The sequence below is a fragment of the Micromonospora sp. DT201 genome (genome assembly GCF_049841575.1).
In the GTDB taxonomy this organism is placed as follows: Bacteria; Actinomycetota; Actinomycetes; order Mycobacteriales; family Micromonosporaceae; genus Micromonospora.
Map to the genome: position 1 here is coordinate 122143 of NZ_JBNCKP010000001.1, position 17055 is coordinate 139197.

At 70.1% G+C, this 17055-nt stretch carries 15 protein-coding genes; 12 read left to right on the forward strand and 3 right to left on the reverse strand.

Annotation, left to right across the window (positions count from 1 at the left end; all coding sequences use genetic code 11):
* The first annotated feature begins 125 nt into the window (after positions 1-125).
* The 9 genes from ACLQ28_RS00665 (at position 126) to truA (ending at position 5846) form a co-directional block, all read left to right on the forward strand.
* Positions 126-701: a DUF1707 SHOCT-like domain-containing protein gene (locus ACLQ28_RS00665; protein ID WP_425684242.1), complete on the forward strand. Its 576-nt coding sequence runs from the start codon at positions 126-128 to the stop codon at positions 699-701.
* Between the two features lie 322 nt (positions 702-1023).
* On the forward strand, positions 1024-1245 hold the full coding sequence (gene infA / locus ACLQ28_RS00670; protein WP_007073013.1) for a translation initiation factor IF-1: 222 nt from the start codon (positions 1024-1026) through the stop codon (positions 1243-1245).
* A gap of 91 nt (positions 1246-1336) precedes the next feature.
* On the forward strand, positions 1337-1450 hold the full coding sequence (gene rpmJ / locus ACLQ28_RS00675) for a 50S ribosomal protein L36 (RefSeq protein WP_043965539.1): 114 nt from the start codon (positions 1337-1339) through the stop codon (positions 1448-1450).
* Positions 1451-1717: 267 nt separating this feature from the next.
* Complete coding sequence (rpsM, locus tag ACLQ28_RS00680; RefSeq protein WP_007465236.1) at positions 1718-2098, forward strand: 30S ribosomal protein S13; 381 nt, start codon at positions 1718-1720, stop codon at positions 2096-2098.
* An 89-nt stretch (positions 2099-2187) separates the two neighbouring features.
* Positions 2188-2595 (forward strand): 30S ribosomal protein S11, encoded by a 408-nt coding sequence (gene rpsK, locus ACLQ28_RS00685; protein ID WP_030329919.1) that lies wholly within the window; start codon positions 2188-2190, stop codon positions 2593-2595.
* Between the two features lie 13 nt (positions 2596-2608).
* Entirely contained in the window at positions 2609-3235 is a 627-nt protein-coding gene (gene rpsD, locus ACLQ28_RS00690; RefSeq protein ID WP_030489600.1) for a 30S ribosomal protein S4, read from the forward strand.
* Between the two features lie 98 nt (positions 3236-3333).
* Entirely contained in the window at positions 3334-4356 is a 1023-nt protein-coding gene (locus ACLQ28_RS00695; RefSeq protein ID WP_007465227.1) for a DNA-directed RNA polymerase subunit alpha, read from the forward strand.
* A 34-nt stretch (positions 4357-4390) separates the two neighbouring features.
* The gene (gene rplQ / locus ACLQ28_RS00700; RefSeq protein ID WP_184178700.1) at positions 4391-4948 is read left to right on the forward strand and encodes a 50S ribosomal protein L17; all 558 of its coding nucleotides are present in this window, start codon (positions 4391-4393) and stop codon (positions 4946-4948) included.
* A gap of 67 nt (positions 4949-5015) precedes the next feature.
* Positions 5016-5846: a tRNA pseudouridine(38-40) synthase TruA gene (gene truA, locus ACLQ28_RS00705; RefSeq protein WP_425684243.1), complete on the forward strand. Its 831-nt coding sequence runs from the start codon at positions 5016-5018 to the stop codon at positions 5844-5846.
* A 21-nt stretch (positions 5847-5867) separates the two neighbouring features.
* On the opposite strand, the gene ACLQ28_RS00710 is transcribed toward truA, so the two are convergent.
* Complete coding sequence (locus ACLQ28_RS00710) at positions 5868-6947, reverse strand: hypothetical protein (protein WP_425684244.1); 1080 nt, start codon at positions 6945-6947, stop codon at positions 5868-5870.
* Positions 6948-7050: 103 nt separating this feature from the next.
* Between ACLQ28_RS00710 and ACLQ28_RS00715 the strand changes: the two genes are divergently transcribed.
* The 3 genes from ACLQ28_RS00715 (at position 7051) to ACLQ28_RS00725 (ending at position 10469) form a co-directional block, all read left to right on the forward strand.
* Positions 7051-7656 (forward strand): class I SAM-dependent methyltransferase, encoded by a 606-nt coding sequence (locus tag ACLQ28_RS00715; protein ID WP_425684245.1) that lies wholly within the window; start codon positions 7051-7053, stop codon positions 7654-7656.
* Positions 7657-7697: 41 nt separating this feature from the next.
* The gene (locus tag ACLQ28_RS00720; RefSeq protein WP_425684246.1) at positions 7698-9377 is read left to right on the forward strand and encodes an ABC-F family ATP-binding cassette domain-containing protein; all 1680 of its coding nucleotides are present in this window, start codon (positions 7698-7700) and stop codon (positions 9375-9377) included.
* A 147-nt stretch (positions 9378-9524) separates the two neighbouring features.
* Entirely contained in the window at positions 9525-10469 is a 945-nt protein-coding gene (locus tag ACLQ28_RS00725; RefSeq protein ID WP_425684740.1) for an aldo/keto reductase, read from the forward strand.
* 73 nt (positions 10470-10542) lie between these two features.
* Here ACLQ28_RS00725 and ACLQ28_RS00730 read toward each other — a convergent pair whose 3' ends face one another.
* Together ACLQ28_RS00730 and ACLQ28_RS00735 are read right to left on the reverse strand one after the other, a co-directional pair.
* Positions 10543-11067 carry a hypothetical protein gene (locus ACLQ28_RS00730; RefSeq protein WP_425684247.1) on the reverse strand — a complete coding sequence of 175 codons (525 nt, stop codon included), beginning with the start codon at positions 11065-11067 and terminating at the stop codon, positions 10543-10545.
* A gap of 71 nt (positions 11068-11138) precedes the next feature.
* A complete protein-coding gene (locus ACLQ28_RS00735; protein ID WP_425684248.1) occupies positions 11139-16979 on the reverse strand; it encodes a ThuA domain-containing protein in 5841 nt (1946 codons plus the stop codon).
* Between the last annotated feature and the right edge of the window lie 76 nt (positions 16980-17055).

Consider the following 17055-nt stretch of genomic DNA (forward strand, 5'->3'; position numbering starts at 1 on the left):
ATATTCAGCCCGCGCGTCACCCCCCAGATCGGCGACCTGGGTGTGATCAACGCGCTACCTCGAATGGATCTAGGGCGACGGGTGGGGTCGGACGCGACTGGCGTGACGGTGGCATGCTTGCCGGCATGGACGGGCACGGCGGGATGCGAGCCGCAGACGCGGACCGGGCGGCGGTGGCTGACCGGTTGCGGGTCGCCCTCAACGAGGGGCGATTGGACCTGCACGAGTACGACGAGCGGCTGCAGCGGGCCTACGCGGCGCGTACGTACGCCGAGTTGGAGCCTCTGCTCGGCGACCTGCCACCGGTGACGCCGGCGCAGCGGTCGACGCTGTCACCGGCCGCCCCGCAGAGCGTGGGCGCGAGCGACCAGGCCCCCGCAGCCGCGGGTGGTGTCACTGCCCGCTGGCTGGCCGAGGTGTGGTTTCCGTACCTGAAGGTGATCGCCATAGTGGTGACCATCTGGGCGGTGACCTCTTTCCTCAGCCAGGACCTGCTCTACTTCTGGCCGGCCTGGGTGGCCGGGCCGTGGGGTGCGGTGCTGGTGCTGCGCACGGTCGCCGGGTTGACCGGGGGAGAGCCCCGACGTCAGGCAGTCGAGCGGGAGCGTCGGCGGCAGCGCAGGCGGGCGAAGCGGGGACGCCAGCGGGAGCTGCGCGCCGGGGAACCGGACGAACGGGACGACCCGCGACCGGCTGCCTGACCGCCGACGCTGAGGGAGTTGTCGCCGCAGGCTCGGATGGGCCCACCGGCGTGCGTGACCCGGCGGTGGTCTCGGGGAGATCAACGGGCATCCGGTTGGACCCTCGGTGCCCGCCACGACGGCGCGGTGGGTGGCCGGTTTGGCGACCCTGCACAGGCGGGCGTACACTTTCAGATCGGCGCACAGCGTCCACTCCGGCATGCCCACCCTGCGCTTCGGTGGGAGCTGGAGCCGCGGCTGGCGCGGGCTTCTGATTTTCGTCAGATCCCGTGTAAGACGTTGTGGGCCGCCCGGTGCAATCGACGTCAGGACAGCGGAGGACATGCCGAAAAAAGACGGAGCCATTGAGATCGAGGGTCGGGTCATCGAGCCCCTGCCGAACGCCATGTTCCGGGTGGAGCTCGCGAACGGCCACAAGGTGCTGGCTCATATCAGCGGCAAGATGCGGCAGCACTACATCCGCATCCTTCCGGAGGACCGGGTCGTCGTCGAACTCTCGCCGTACGACCTGACCCGCGGGCGCATCGTCTACCGCTACAAGTAGTCCTGACGACGGCCGGGAAGTCCCGTGTCCGTCTTCGACGTCCGGTGTCGCGCATCGCGTGTCCCCGGGCCAGATGGGAAGTAAGGCAACCGTGAAGGTCAAGCCGAGCGTCAAGAGGATCTGCAACAAGTGCCGGGTTATCCGCCGGCACGGCCGGGTCATGGTCATCTGCAGCGACCCGCGCCACAAGCAGCGCCAGGGCTGACTCAGCCCGTCCGGCCGTAGCTTCGGCCGGGTGGCGTTGGTCCGGGCAGATCCCCAGCGACAAACACATCACACATGCTCGTCCCAGCCGCGAGCGGTACGCGAGACGTACTTCTGCGTGGCTGACCCCCGGTCGGAGGCCGGGGCCCGCTCGGGCAGCGACCGATCCCGGTCGCCGGCGCTCACCGCGTCGGAAAGACGGGACGGCCGGTAGCGGGATGGGACGGGTCCACACCTCCGCCACACATCACGAGGAGTACGCCCGCACATGGCACGTCTAGTCGGCGTGGATCTCCCCCGCGAAAAGCGGATGGAGATCGCGCTCACCTACATCTTCGGGGTCGGTCGCACCCGCGCCCTGGAGACACTCGCCGCTACCGGCATCTCGCCGGACAAGCGCGCTCGGGACCTCACGGACGAGGAGCTTGTTCAGCTCCGCGACCACATCGAGGGCAACTACAAGGTTGAAGGCGACCTGCGCCGCGAGGTCGCCGCTGACATCCGCCGCAAGGTTGAGATCGGCTGCTACGCCGGCATCCGGCACCGCCGGGGTCTGCCCGTGCGTGGCCAGCGGACCAAGACCAATGCACGGACCCGCAAGGGCCCGAAGCGGACCGTCGCCGGCAAGAAGAAGCCCGGCAAGAAGTAGATTTTGACCGGAATTCGGGTCGTTGTCGGGTCTAGTAAGACCGGACCCTGCGGCCCAATCCGGAAAGTCAACTAGGAGCGCACAGACTTATGCCACCGAAGGCTCGTGCCGGAGCCGCTGTAAAGAAGGTCCGGCGCAAGGAACGCAAGAACGTCGCCCACGGGCAGGCGCACATCAAGAGCACGTTCAACAACACCATCGTGTCCATCACGGACCCGACCGGTGCGGTCATCTCCTGGGCCTCCGCTGGCCAGGTGGGCTTCAAGGGCTCCCGCAAGTCGACTCCGTTCGCCGCGCAGCTGGCCGCCGAGGCTGCCGCGCGTCGCGCCATGGAGCACGGCATGCGCAAGGTCGACGTGTTCGTCAAGGGCCCCGGCTCCGGCCGGGAGACCGCCATCCGTTCGCTGCAGGCCGTGGGCCTCGAGGTCGGTCAGATCGCCGACGTCACCCCGCAGCCGCACAACGGATGCCGTCCGCCGAAGCGTCGCCGGGTCTGAGAGGTAGAGAGAGATGGCTCGTTACACCGGTGCTGACTGCCGCCGTTGCCGGCGGGAGAAGATGAAGCTGTTCCTCAAGGGCAGCAAGTGCGATGGTCCGAAGTGCCCGTTCGAGTCCCGGCCGTTCCCGCCCGGGCAGCACGGCCGCGGCCGCACCAAGGAGACGGAGTACCTGCTCCAGCTCCGTGAGAAGCAGAAGGCCCGCCGCGTTTACGGCGTGCTGGAGAAGCAGTTCCGCGGTTACTACGAGGAAGCCGTTGGCAAGCAGGCCAAGACCGGTGAGGTCCTCCTGCAGATCCTCGAGTCGCGGCTGGACAACGTCGTTTACCGGGCCGGCTACGCCCACTCGCGGGACATGGCCCGCCAGCTGGTCAAGCACGGTCACTTCACGGTGAACGGCAAGAAGGTCGACATCCCGTCGTACCGCGTCAAGGAGCACGACATCATCGAGGTTCGGGGCAAGAGCAAGGAGCTCACCCCGTTCATCGTCGCGCAGGCCCAGGCCGGCTCGAAGACGGTTCCGGCGTGGCTTGAGGCCATCCCGAGCCAGATGAAGGTGCTCGTGCACTCCCTCCCGGCCCGGCAGGTCATTGACACGCAGGTCCAGGAGCAGCTGATCGTCGAGCTCTACTCCAAGTAGTCCGAGCTCGTTCGGTGGCCCGCCCTTCGGGGCGGGCCACCGGAACAGTTTGTGTCGTGGGCGTCAAATAGCGGGCGCCCCGGAAGAGAAGAGAAAAGATGCTCATCAGCCAGCGACCCTCCCTCTCCGAGGAGTCGATCAACGAGACCCGGTCGCGGTTCGCCATCGAGCCGCTGGAGCCGGGCTTCGGCTACACCCTGGGTAACTCGCTGCGGCGCACGCTGCTGTCGTCGATCCCGGGCGCGGCCGTCACCTCGATCAAGATCGACGGTGTGCTGCACGAGTTCACCACGATCCCCGGTGTCAAGGAGGACGTGGTCGAGCTCGTCATGAACATCAAGGAGCTGTGCGTCAGCTCCGAGCACGACGAGCCGGTCAGCATGTACCTGCGCAAGCAGGGCCCGGGCGACGTGACCGCTGGCGACATTCAGCCGCCGGCCGGCGTCTCGGTGCACAACCCGGATCTCAAGCTCGCCACCCTCAACGGCAAGGGCCGGCTCGACATGGAGCTGACCGTCGAGCGGGGCCGGGGCTACGTGACGGCGGCGCAGAACAAGCAGTCCGGCGCCGAGATCGGCCGGATCCCGGTCGACTCGATCTACTCGCCGGTGCTGAAGGTGACCTACCGCGTCGAGGCGACTCGTGTTGAGCAGCGTACCGACTTCGACCGGCTGATCATCGACGTCGAGACCAAGCCGTCGATGGGTCCGCGTACCGCGCTGGCCTCCGCCGGTTCGACGCTTGTGGAGCTGTTCGGGCTCGCCCGGGAGCTGGACGAGACCGCCGAGGGCATCGACATCGGGCCGTCCCCGCAGGACGCCCAGCTGGCGGCGGACCTGGCCCTGCCGATCGAGGAGCTGGACCTCACCGTCCGCTCCTACAACTGCCTCAAGCGCGAGGGCATCAACTCCGTTGGTGAGCTCATCGGGCGTACCGAGGCCGACCTCCTCGACATTCGCAACTTCGGTCAGAAGTCGATCGACGAGGTCAAGATGAAGCTCGCCGGGATGGGTCTCGGGCTGAAGGACTCGGCTCCGAACTTCGACCCGGCGCACGTCGTGGACACCTTCGGCGAGGCCGACTACGACACCGACGACTACCGCGAGACCGAGCAGCTCTAGTCCGCGCTGCCGCCACAACTGAGGAGCACCAAAAATGCCCACGCCCACCAAGGGCCCCCGCCTCGGCGGCAGCCCCTCGCACGAGCGGCTGATGCTGGCCAACCTGGCCACTGCGCTGTTCCAGCACGGCAAGATCCAGACCACCGAGACGAAGGCCCGGCGGCTGCGTCCGCTGGCCGAGCAGCTCATCACCAAGGCCAAGCGCGGTGACCTCGCCTCGCGGCGGCGGGTGCTGGGTGTCGTCAAGGACAAGGACGTCGTCTACGCCCTGTTCGACCAGATCGCGCCCCGGTACTCCAACCGCCCCGGCGGTTACACCCGGATCGTGAAGACCGGTCCGCGCAAGGGTGACAACGCGCCGATGGCGATCATCGAGCTGGTGGAAGAGCTTCAGGTCGCCGAGCCGAAGGTGAACAAGAAGACCGCCGCCCGCAAGGCCGCGCAGCAGGACAAGGTTGAGGCCCTGGCCCCGGCCGAGGAGACCCCGCAGTCGGCCCAGGCCGACCAGGACTCCGAGGCGCCGGTGTCGGCGTCCGGTGACACCGACGCCGCCCGCGAGGACAGCGACGAGGCCACCGAGAACAAGGCCTGATCAAGGGCAACGTCGGGCCCGGCACCCCATCGGGGTGTCGGGCCCGACCCGTAACAGGAGGTACGAGGTGGACGAGCGGATCCGGTTGCGGCTGGACGTCTCGTACGACGGCACGGGGTTCTCCGGCTGGGCCGCCCAGCCGACCCGGCGCACCGTCGCGGGGGTGCTCGTCGAAACCCTGGACCTGGTCCTCGGGGCCGGCACGGCCACCGGGTTGACGGTCGCCGGGCGGACCGACGCGGGGGTGCACGCCACGGGGCAGGTCTGCCACCTGGAGTTGCCCGTCGACGTGTGGAGGCAGCACGACGGGCGGCTGTTGCGCCGGTTGGCCCGTCTGCTCCCCACCGACGTTCGCGTACGGGCGATGACCGAGGTGCCGGCCGACTTCGACGCCCGGTTCTCGGCCACCTTCCGGCGCTACGAATACCGGGTCACCGATGCGACCTTCGGCGCGGAGCCACTGCGCCGGCACGAGGTGCTGGCCTGGCCGAAGCCGCTGGACCTGGCCGCGCTGAATGCCGCGGCGACCGGCCTGGTCGGGGAGCACGACTTCGCCGCGTACTGCCGGCGCAAGGAGAACGCGACCACGTTGCGCGAGGTGACCCGGCTGGACTGGCGGCGCGACCCGGACGGCATCCTGGTCGCCACCGTGCAGGCCGACGCGTTCTGCCAGGCGATGGTGCGCAGCCTGGTGGGGGCGATGCTGGTGGCCGGGGATGGCCGCCGCCCGGTCGAGTGGCCGGGCAGCCTGCTCACCCGCCAGGAGCGGTCCAGCGAGGTGACCGTGGCTCCCGCGCACGGGCTGACCCTGGTGGCCGTCGGTTACCCGGCCGATCCGACCGAGTACGCCCGCCGCGCCGATCTCACCCGCCGACTGCGTGTCCCGATCGAGGGCTGACCGCCGACCGCGTGGCGAGGGTCAGTCGCCCGGCAACCCGCTGTCGCCGGTGCTGCCGCCCTGGGGCGCGCTGCTCTCGGAGGGCGCGGGCGTCGGTTGCGCGGCTGTGCCACCGTCAGCCCGCTTCTGCAGCACGCCCCGGCTGAGGTGCAGCTCGATCATGTCGAACAGGATCTCGCGGACCTTGGTGTCACCCGCCTTGATCGCTGCTCCGTCCTCGCGGACCACCAGCGCGTACGCCAGGTAGTGGCCACGGACCTGCCAGCCGACCCGAGCCGGGGCGCTGGTCAGCACGTCGGTGCCGTCGTCGTCGCCGGCGGTGAGGCCACGGAACCGGCCCTGCCGCTCATCGAGGAGTTGGCGTACCCGGTCCCGGGCCCGTTCCGCGCTGACCTTGTCGGTGAGGTTGAACAGGCCGGCGGTGACCAGGTGGTCGCCGTCGGGCGTACGAAGCGTGGCCCGGACGACCTGGTTGCAGCCGAGTAGGACCAGCAGGTCGGCGACCTCGCCGGTGGCGGCTACGGCGCAACTGCCGCTGGACTGTGTCTTGAGCACCTGGTAGTTCGGCTGGCCGGCGGCGAGTTTCAGCGTCTTGTCGGGGAAGAGTTCCTTGGCGGTGAGTGGGGCCTGGTCGGACTCCCGGGAGTCGAGGGCCAGCCGTTCCGGTGTGGCGGACGTCGGTGCGGCGTTCGTCGGGGCAGCGTTCGGCTGGTACGTCGGGGTGCTCTGCGGTTGCTCGTTCTGGTCGATGAGCAGCGCGGCGGCGCCGAGGCCGCAGAGTGCGAGCAGCACCAGGACGGCCGCACCGCCGATCAGCACCTGCCACAGTCGGCCGCCACCGCGTCGGGCGGCTGGCTCGATCGGCGTGGCCGAGGTGTAGACCTGGCTGCGGGGCGCGGCGGGTGGAATGTCGGCACGAGTCGGCGGCGGCTGCGATGACGGCAGCGAGAGCTGGTTCGCCCGGGGCAGCGACGGTGTGGGAAAGCGTGACGGAGAGGGCCCGGCCGGCGGGGGCGGACCGGCGCCGAGCACCGGCAGGTCGGACCCGGGCCCCGGGTACTCCTCGAAAGCGTCCTCATCGGACTCGTACCGATACACCATGTCGCCCAGAGTAGGAGTGATTGTCCCTTTAGGGGGTAATATCGGGGAAATGTGCGCGTGGGCCGCGTCATGGCGGCCCCGGGTCGGTGCGAGAATTGCCAGCGTGACCGGCGACCACTACTTCACCGCTCAGCCCGCCAGCGATGCTCCGCCGCGCGAGGTCGAGTTCTCCGTCGCCGACCGCGACTACCGGCTCGGCTCGGCCGGCGGCGTCTTCTCCGCCAGCCGTCTCGACCCCGGCACCGCCGTACTCCTGCGCAAGGCCGACCTGCCCGCCGCCGACACCGTCGGTGACCTGCTCGACCTCGGCTGCGGGTTCGGTCCGATCGCGTGCGTGCTGGCCGACGTGGCACCGGCGAGCACCGTCTGGGCGGTCGATGTCAACGCCCGCGCCCGCGAGCTGACCGCCGCCAACGCGGCCCGGGTCGACGCCGCAGACCGGGTCCGGGTCCGCGCGCCCGACGACGTCCCGGCGGACATCCGGTTCGCCCAGCTCTGGTCCAACCCACCCATTCGGATCGGCAAGGAAGAGCTGCACGAGCTGCTGCTGCGTTGGCTGCCCCGGCTCGCCCCGGACGGCGTCGGCTGGCTGGTCGTCGCCCGGCACCTCGGCGGCGACTCGCTGCAGCGCTGGCTCACCGAGCAGAGCTGGCAGGTCGAGCGGTACGCCAGCCAGAAGGGCTTCCGGGTGCTGCGGGTCACCCGGTAATTGGATGTCCTTCCCGGCCTTCGCTGGGGCAAGATCCCGGCGTGGGATACGTGGACGTGGCAGCGGTCGGGCACATCCTGCCCGACGGTCGGGAACTCTTCGCCGACGTGTCGTTCCGGGTCGGTGAGGGCAGCAAGGTCGCCCTGGTCGGGCCGAACGGCGCGGGAAAGACGACGCTGCTGCGGATGGTCGCCGGTGACCTGCCCGTGCGTACCGGCGTCGTCGCACGGGCCGGCGGGCTGGGCGTGATGCGCCAGTTCATCGGCATGATCGGCGACGAGTCGACGCTCGCCGATCTGGCGTTGTCGCTGGCCCCGCCGTCGCTGCGCGATGCCGGTCGCCAGCTCCATGAGACCGAGGCCGCCATGCGGGCGGCCGAGGCCCGCGGCAAGTTCAGCAACGCCGCAGGCAAGGCCCAGTTGGCGTACGCCGACGCGCTGGGCGCCTGGGGCGAGGCCGGCGGGTACGACGCCGAGGTGCTCTTCGACACCGTTGCGACAATCGTGCTCGACCTGACCTGGGATGCCGTGCGGGACCGGCCGGTGCGCACCCTGTCCGGCGGCCAGCAGAAGCGCTTCGCGTTGGAGTTGCTGCTGCGCGGCCCGGACGAGGTGCTGCTGCTCGACGAGCCGGACAACTTCCTCGACGTGCCCGGCAAGCGCTGGCTGGAGGCGCGACTGCGCGAGTCGACCAAGTCGGTGCTCTACGTCTCACACGACCGCGAGTTGCTGGCCCAGAGCGCCGACCGGGTGGTGGCCGTCGAGGGTGGCAGCGCCTGGGTGCACCCGGGCGGGTTCGCCAGCTGGCACTCCGCGCGCGTGGCCCGGCACGCCCGCCTCGACGAGCTGCGTCGACGCTGGGACGAGGAGCACCAGAAGCTGCGCGAGCTGATGCTGATGTACAAGCAGAAGGCCGCGTACAACGACGGGTTGGCCTCGCGTTACCAGGCCGCGCAGACCCGGCTGCGCAAGTTCGAGGAGGCCGGGCCACCGCCCGTACCGCCGAAGGACCAGGACATCCGGATGCGGCTGAGCGGCGGGCGGACCGGCAAGCGCGCGGTCATCTGCGAGCAGTTGGAGCTCGACGGCCTGACCTACCCCTTCGACCTGGAAATCTGGTACGGCGATCGGGTGGCGGTGCTCGGTGCCAACGGCACCGGCAAGTCGCACTTCCTGCGGCTGCTGGCCCGGGGCGGCACCGACCCCGACCCGGCGAACGGGCCGGTCGACGGGGCGGGCGCGCTCGCCCCGGTGGCGCACGACGGCGTGGCCCGGCTGGGTGCCCGGGTCCGCCCCGGGCATTTTTCCCAGACGCACGACCGACCGGAACTGATGTCGAAGACGCTTGTCGAAATTCTCTGGCGTGGCGACGAGCACCGCACCGGAATGGACCGGCACGCGGCGATGGGGGTGCTCAGCCGCTACGAGTTGGCCGCGCAGGGCGACCAGCGCTTCGGCACGCTCTCCGGTGGTCAGCAGGCCCGTTTCCTGGTGCTGCTGCTGGAGCTGTCCGGGGCGACCCTGCTGCTGCTCGACGAGCCCACCGACAACCTCGACCTGGCCAGCGCCGAGGCCCTCGAAGCAGGCCTGACCGCCTTCGAAGGGACGGTGATCGCGGTCACCCACGACCGCTGGTTCACCCGCTCATTCGACCGGTTCGTGCTGTTCCGAGGCGACAGCGAGGTGGTGGAGACTCCGGAACCGGTCTGGGACGTCGGGTGATCCCCGCCGACCTGCCCGACCGGCTGTGCGCCGTCGAGCTTTCCGCCACCATCAGCGCGGCCCGCGAGCTGGTCTCGGAGGTGGTCGTTTGAGCAGCCGCCGGGGTTGCCCGCACCTGGCCGGCATAGGGTGGATCTCGTGACTGACATGACCTATCGCCGGCTGGGCGACTCCGGGCTCGTGGTGTCCGTGGTCGGTATCGGCTGCAACAACTTCGGCCGGAAGCTCGACCTCGACGGCACCCGCGCGGTGGTGGACGCCGCCCTGGACGCCGGGATCAACCTGTTCGACACCGCCGACATCTACGGTGAGCCGCAGGGCGGCTCCGAGGAGCTGCTCGGGCAGGCGCTCAAGGGGCGCCGCGACGACGTGGTGGTGGCCACCAAGTTCGGGATGGACATGAACGGCCTCAACGGGCCGGACTTTGGTGCGCGGGGTGCGCGACGCTACATCGCTCGCGCCGTGGAGGCGTCGCTGCGTCGGCTGGGCACGGACCACATCGACCTCTACCAGATGCACGAGCCCGACCCGGGCACCCCGATCGACGAGACCCTCGCCGCCCTGGACGACCTGGTCCGCGATGGCAAGGTGCGCTACCTGGGCAACTCCAACTTCACCGGCTGGCAGATCGCCGACGCGGACTGGGTCGCCTCGTCCAACGGCCGGTCCCGCTTCATCAGCGCCCAGAACCACTACAGCCTGCTGGAGCGCTCGGTGGAGACCGAGGTCATCCCGGCCTGCGAGCGGTTCGGCCTTGGCATGCTGCCGTTCTTCCCGCTCGCCAACGGCCTGCTCACCGGCAAGTACAAGCGCGACGGCCAGCCGCCAGCCGGCAGCCGGCTCTCCGGCGGTGGCCGGTACGCGGAGCGGCTCGCCGCAGCCGACTGGGACACCATCGAGGCGATCGAGGCGTACGCGGCCGAGCGGGGTCTGACGATGCTGCAGGTGGCGATCGGCGGTCTGGCCGCCCAGCCGGCGGTGACCTCGGTGATCGCCGGTGCCACTACCGCGGAGCAGGTACGCGCCAACGCCGCCGCCGGCACCTGGGAGCCGAGCGACGAGGACCTGGCGGCGCTGCGCGCCATCCTCTGAGCCGGACGACAGCGGGCCGGGCCGCTCGTCGCGGCCCGGCCCGGTCGTCGGATGGCGCTTCAGCGCCGCCCGGTCAGCCGGTGCGGCGGCGACCGAACAGCATGGCCACCCCCATCGCCGCGGCGACGAGGACGAGACCGCCGGCCGCGAACGGCCACCAGCCCGCGCCCGCACCGGCGGTTCGGTCTGGCGCGGTCACCGCGACCGGCGCGGGCGCCGGCGGGGACTGCGCCACCCGGGCCTGCACCGTGGCGGTGGCCTCGCTCTGCAACGGGGCGGGGGACTTGACCGTCACCTTCCACTTGCCGGCGGAGAGCACCGGACCGCTGCTGTAGAAGCCGTGCCCCTCGGGTTGAGGTTCCAGCTGCACCGGCCCGATCTGTTGCCCGTCCGGGCCGGTGGCGGTGAGGAGCAACCGCACCGCCTGCTCCAGCCGGCGGCCGTCGGTGTGGGTGGCCTGGATGGTGACGCCCTCGGCCCCATCGCCGGCCACCGTGAGTTTGAGCTTGTCTGCCTGGGCCGCCGCCGGGGCAGCGGCGAACAGGGTCAGGGCCAGTCCGGCGAACGCGGCGGCCAACACCTTGCGGATACCCGTCACGGACATCCCCTCACTAGGGATGAGGGAGGCCCCTCCCCGACGCCGCAGCGTCGGAGAGGGGCCTCGTCGGATCAGAGCTGGCGACCGGGCGCGAGCCGGGTGGCATCGCCACCGAGCCGCCCGGTGCCCTTGATCGGTTCACCGTCGTTCGCCTTGACGCCGGCCTTGCTGGCCGTGCCGCCGAGCCGGACGATCATGGAGTCGGCGTCCCGGATCAGGACGTCCCGGATCTCCGCCTCGGCCACCAGGGTGGCGTCGGCGGCGAGGTTCCGGAAGTCGGTCAGCTGCTTGATCGCCTTGTTGTCGTTGCCAGCTGCCTCGGCCTTGCGGGCCGCGTCCAGCTTCGCGGTCAACTGCTTGTGCGCCGTGGCCGAGAGCCGCCCCGTCGCCTTGAACCGGTCCAGCAGGTTCTGCATGTCCCGGAACGAGGTGGTGACGAAGAACCGGACCGTCGAGGTGGTCTCGTTGCCCGCCTTGTCGGTCGCGGTCACGGTCAGCTCGTGCAGGCCGAGCGGCAGCTCGTACATGGCCTGCAGAGTGCCGCTGGTGTACGCCTGGCCGTCCAACTTGCCGACCACGGTCGCGATGCCCGAGGTCGGGTCGACAGCCTGCCAGGACACCCGGACGTCCTGGCTGTCGCCGTAGAGCTGGCCGTCGGCGAGCCCGGACACCAGCAGCGTCGGCTTGGTGCCGTCGATGCGCAGCACCGCCGACTTGAGCGTCTCGGCGTTGCCCGCCTTGTCGGTCGAGCGGAACAGCAGCTCGTGCTGTCCGTCACCGGTCACCTCGACCGGTGCCGAGTACGGCGTCCACGCGCCACCGTCCAGCGACCACTCCACCGTCTTGACACCGGAACCGGCGTCGGTCGAGGTCAGCACGACCGGGATCGTCCCGTTGTGCCAGCCGGCGTCGTTCGCCGGAGCGAACGTCGCCGAGGTCACCGGTGCCGTGGCGTCGATCTTGACCGAGACGGTCTTCGTCGACTCCACGTTGCCCGCCTTATCGGTCGAGCGGAACCGCAGCTCGTGCTCGCCGTCCCCGGTGACCTCCACCGGTGCGGTGTACGCCGTCCAGGTGGTGGCCCCGTCCAGCTGGTACTCCGTACCGGCGAGCCCGCTACCGCCGGCCTCGTCGGCACCGGTGAGCGTGATCGTCACCGGCCCGGTGTGCCACCCCTCGGTCGGAGTGCCGGAAACCGCCGCCGTGGTCACCGGCGCGGTCTCGTCGGCCACCTCCGTGCTGAGTCGGAAGTAGTCGAACGAGGCGGTCTTCGACGCCGTCTGGTTGGCGCCGAGGGTGAACAGCCCGACCTTCGGGGTGGCCCCGACCGCGCTGTTGGTCAGCGTCGGCAACGCGGTCCAGGTCGCCCCGTCGGCCGAGTACGACGCGGTGAACGTGTCGCCCGTGCGGGCCAGCCGCAGGTGCCACACCGCCGAGGTCAGGTTGGTCGCCTCGGGCTGCGGGCTCTGGACCACCCCGGCGATCTCGCTGCGGAACTCGATCCGCCGCGTCACCGCCTGGCCGGCCTGGTTGTCCGCGATGAAGTCGAACTTCAGGTAGTTGTCGTCGTCCGCCTGCACGAGCAGACCGGCCTGCTGGTACTGCTCGTTCAGCAGGCTGCCGTCGACCTTCGTCTCCAGGGTCCAGTCGCCGGACGGCGCGGTCTGGAGGATGAAGTTCTTCGGCCCGGTGTTGTCGGTGCCGTAGATGTCACCGTTGGGCACGTCGATCCGCAGCGCGCCACCGGTGACCCGGTAACCGGTCGGGTCCTCCCGCGTGACGGCGTCCCACCGGCACTTGTCCAGCGCGCTGCCGGTGAACTCGTCCGACGGGTCGACCGGGCCGGCCGGAGCGTCCGGCGTGACCTGGAACGAGTCGAACGCGGCGTCGACAACCGGCGCCTCGGTGCCTCCGTTGAGGGCGAAGACCCCGATCCGCGGGTTGGTGATGCCGGCGAGCGCGGCCGAACGGCCGACCGGGGTGAAGGTCTGCCCGTCGCCCGAGGCGGCCGCGGTCAGGTTCGTCCCGTCGCTGGTGATCCGCAGGTACACGGTGTCACCCGCCGGTGCGTTGGTGGCGTCGGCGGCCTCGTTGCGCGGCGTGGCGGCCGTCTCCCGGATGAACTCCACCCGCCGGCTGCCGTTGTACAGCAGGTCCAGCTTGGCGTAGTTGTCGTCGTCGCCGTACACCAGGACGCCGGCTTGCTGGTAGTTGGCCGTCACCGGCAGGGTGACCTTGGTGGTCATCTCCCAGGCGCCGGACGGAGCCGCCTGGAGCACCAGGTTGGTGGCGTCGTTGCGAGCCCCGTAGAGGTCCCCCACGGCGGTGGGCAGCCGCAGCGCGCCGCCACTGAGCGAGTAGAGCTGGTTCTCCCGGATCACGCTGGTCCAGCGGGCCTTGTCGAGGGTGTTGCCGTTGAAGTCGTCCGAACGTGCCCCGAAGCAGGACGTGTCCGGCGCGTCCACCCGCACCGGCACCGAGGCGTACGCCTTGGCGCCCTTGCTGTCGGTCACCGTGAGGGTAGCCGTGAAGGTACCCGGGTTGGCGTAGGTGTGGCTGGCGTCCAGGGTGGTCGCCGTGCTTCCGTCACCGAAGTCCCAGGCGTACGTCAGCGGGGTGTCGCCGTCGGCGTCGGTGGCCGTGCCGTCGAAGGCGACGGTGACCGGCGCGGTGCCGGTCGCCGGGGTGGCCGTGGCGCTGACCGTCGGCGGCGCGTTCTCGGTGACACCGCGGCCGACGAAGTCCATCCAGTTGACGTTGAACAGCGAGCCCGTCCCGCCGTTCGGGTCGCGGGCCAGGAAGTACAGCGAACCGCTCGCGGCACCGGTGACCGGGGCGCTCACGTCCGTGTACGTCTGCCAGCCGCCGGTCGCCGGCACGGTCGCCGTGGCGACCACCGGTCCGTCAACGGCACCCGCGCGGACCTCGATCCGACCGCCAGCGGCGGCCGAGGCGGCCCGGAACCGGATCTCGTTGATGTTGGTCAGGTCCGCAGGGGCCACCGACCACCAGTCGCCGTCCTCGATGAACGCGATGTTCTGACCACCGCCGGCGGTGTCGGCGCCCGTCTCCCGCTGCACGCCGGCGTCTCCGCCGCCGGTGCTCACCGGAGCACGCCCGGTGGCGGTGAAGTACTCGGCCTGCTTCTGCTTCGGCTGCAGGACCTCGATCGCCCGGCCGGTGAGCGCGCCGGCACCGCCGGCACCGCCCTCGTCGGTGTAGGTGGCCTCGAAGACCGCGAAGACGTTCGCCTCGGCGCCGTGCCCGGAGGCGAGCGACGTCTGGACGGTGCCGGTGCAGCCGGTGTGCTGCTCCAACGGGTGGGCGTGCTCGTCGTGACCGAGCAGCACCTGCAGCTGCACCTTGTCGCAGTCGACCTGCCCGTCCTCCGGGTCGGTCACCTTGATGGTGTAGCGGACCTGGTCACCCCAGTTGAAGAAGCCACCGTCCGGCGGGAACTCGATGGTCACCGTCGGCGCGGTGTTGCCCACGGTGATCGGCACGTTGGCCACCGCGGTACGGCCCTTCGGGTTGGTGACCGTGAGCTGGGCGGTGTAGTTGCCCGCCGTGGCGTAGGTGTGCGTCGGGTTGGCCTCGGTGGAGGTCTGCCCGTCGCCGAACGTCCAGGCGTAGGTGAGCGTGCCACCGTCCGGATCCCGGGACCCGGCGCTGGAGAAGGTGACAGTCAAGGGCGCCGCACCCGAGGTCGGGGTGGCGGACGCCGCCGCGATCGGCGCGCGGTCACCGGCGATGTAGTCGATCCGGTAGACGCCCGAGTTGTCGTTGTTGCCGCCGAAGCCGCTGCCCCACTCGATCAGGTACAGCGCGCCGTCCGGGCCGAACTCGAAGTCCATCGGCCGGACCATGCTCATCCCGGTGAGCAACTGGTTGATGTCCACAAGCGACTTGCCGTCGGCGGTCACCTGCATCGTGTACATCTTGTTCTGGTTCCACTCGCCGAGCAGCGCCTTGCCGTCGTAGTACGCCGGCCACTTCCGGGTGGAGTTCAGGTCGGCGTCGTACCGGTAGACCGGACCGCCCATCGGGGCACCACCGCCGCCGATCTCCGGGTAACGCGCGTCACCGGCGTACCCGTAGTCGACTGTCGCAGGGACGACCGGCGGGAGGTTGGTCAGACCGGTGTTGTTGGGCGAGTTGTTCACCGGTGCCGCGCAGTCGAACTTCGCCCCACTCGGACCGGACGGGAACGTGTAGTCGTTGTACGCCTCGTTCGTCCCCGTGCAGTACGGCCAGCCGTAGTTGCCGGGGGTCACGATGTTCCACTCGACCAGACCGCGGGGGCCGCGGTCCGGGTTGTTCGCGTTGGCGTCCGGCCCGTAGTCCCCGACGTACAGCGTGTCGGTCTTCGGGTCGGTGCCGATCCGGAACGGGTTGCGGAAGCCCATCGCGTAGATCTCGGGACGGGTCTTCTCGGTGCCCGGCGCGAAGAGGTTGCCCGCCGGGACGGTGTACGTCCCGTCGTCCTCCGGGTGGATCCGGATCACCTTGCCGCGCAGGTCGTTGGTGTTGGCCGAGGTGCGCTGCGAGTCGAAGTCCTGGCGACCCGGCCGCTCGTCGAGCGGCGAGTACGAGTTCGACTCGAACGGGTTGGTGTTGTCACCGGTGGCCAGGTAGAGGTTGCCGGCGCTGTCGAAGGTCATGCTGCCACCGGCGTGGCAGCAGGTGTTGCGCTGGGTGTCGACCCGCAGCACCTGCTTCTCGCTGGCCAGGTCGATCGTGTCACCGGTCACTGTGAACCGGGACAGCAGGTTGCGGGTGACGCCGTCGTTCGGGGCGTAGTACAGATACACCCACTTGTTGGTGGCGAAGTCCGGGTCGAGCCGGATGCCGATCAGGCCGTCCTCGTTGCCGGTGAAGACGTCCAGGTCGACGGCGGTGACGGTGCTGCCGGTGTCCGGCTTCACGATCTGCACGCGACCGTCGCGCTCGACGTAGAAGACCCGCCCGTCGGGAGCGATGTCCAACTCCATCGGGTTGCTGGTGTTGCTGTCCAGGGAGACCTTCTCGAAGTTCGAGGTCTTCGAGGCGCCGCAGTCGGCGTCGACCACACCTGCCGCGGTCTGGATGCCGCCGAGCAGGTGGGAGAGGAACTCGGGCTCCGCGTACGACTCCCGGGTGTGTCCGCCGCCGGTGTACCAGGACCGACCACCGTCGAAGTCCTGGCACCAGGCGGTCGGGTGGTCGGCACCCATCGCGCCGGCGCCCGGGGTGTAGCTCTTCTCGTCCAGGCTGGCCAACACGTGCACGTCGGGCCGCGGATTGGTCTGGAAGTTGTACCACTCGTCGAACCGGGACCAGCGGTCCGGCAGCGTGGCGGTGGACGGGTGGGCGTGGTCCTCCACCTTGACCGTGGCCTGCTGGTTGGCCGGGTGGTTGGCGAAGTACGCGCCGACCAGGTCGCCGTACCAGGCCCAGCTGTACTCGGTGTCCGAGGCGGCGTGGATGCCGACGTAGCCGCCGCCGGCCTTCACGTAGCGCTCGAATGCCGCCTGTTGGTCGGCGTTGAGCACGTCACCGGTGGTGGAAAGCCAGATCACCGCCTTGTACTTCGCGAGGTTGGCGTCGCTGAATGCGGCGCCGTCCTCGGAACTGTCCACGGTGAATCCGTTGGCGGCACCGAGTTGTTGGATGGCGGCGATGCCGGTGGGGATGGAGTCGTGCCGGAAGCCGGCGGTCTTGGAGAAGACCAGGACGGAGTAGGGATCGGCGGCTGCCTTCGCTACCTTCGGCGCCACCTGGGTGACCGGGGCTGCGGCTGGTGCCTCTCGCGGGGGGACCTGTGTCGCCGTCGGTGCCGCCTGTGCGGGCGTACCGAACAGCGTCGTCGAGGCGAGAGCTAGGGAGATGAAGGTCGCGGTGATGGGTACGCGGGCACGACGAGAACGGGACACGCCGCCTCCTGTGTCGTAGTGACAGAGCTCGCGGGAGTCGGCACGCCGAAGGCCGTCCCGGGATGGAGTCGGCGGT

Coding starts and splice junctions, on each gene's coding strand:
- ACLQ28_RS00665 (WP_425684242.1), top strand. CDS start 126: ATGGACGGGCACGGCGGGATGCGAGCCGCAGACGCGGACCGGGCGGCG.
- infA (WP_007073013.1), top strand. CDS start 1,024: ATGCCGAAAAAAGACGGAGCCATTGAGATCGAGGGTCGGGTCATCGAG.
- rpsM (WP_007465236.1), top strand. CDS start 1,718: ATGGCACGTCTAGTCGGCGTGGATCTCCCCCGCGAAAAGCGGATGGAG.
- rpsK (WP_030329919.1), top strand. CDS start 2,188: ATGCCACCGAAGGCTCGTGCCGGAGCCGCTGTAAAGAAGGTCCGGCGC.
- rpsD (WP_030489600.1), top strand. CDS start 2,609: ATGGCTCGTTACACCGGTGCTGACTGCCGCCGTTGCCGGCGGGAGAAG.
- ACLQ28_RS00695 (WP_007465227.1), top strand. CDS start 3,334: ATGCTCATCAGCCAGCGACCCTCCCTCTCCGAGGAGTCGATCAACGAG.
- rplQ (WP_184178700.1), top strand. CDS start 4,391: ATGCCCACGCCCACCAAGGGCCCCCGCCTCGGCGGCAGCCCCTCGCAC.
- ACLQ28_RS00710 (WP_425684244.1), bottom strand. CDS start 6,947: ATGGTGTATCGGTACGAGTCCGATGAGGACGCTTTCGAGGAGTACCCG.
- ACLQ28_RS00725 (WP_425684740.1), top strand. CDS start 9,525: ATGACCTATCGCCGGCTGGGCGACTCCGGGCTCGTGGTGTCCGTGGTC.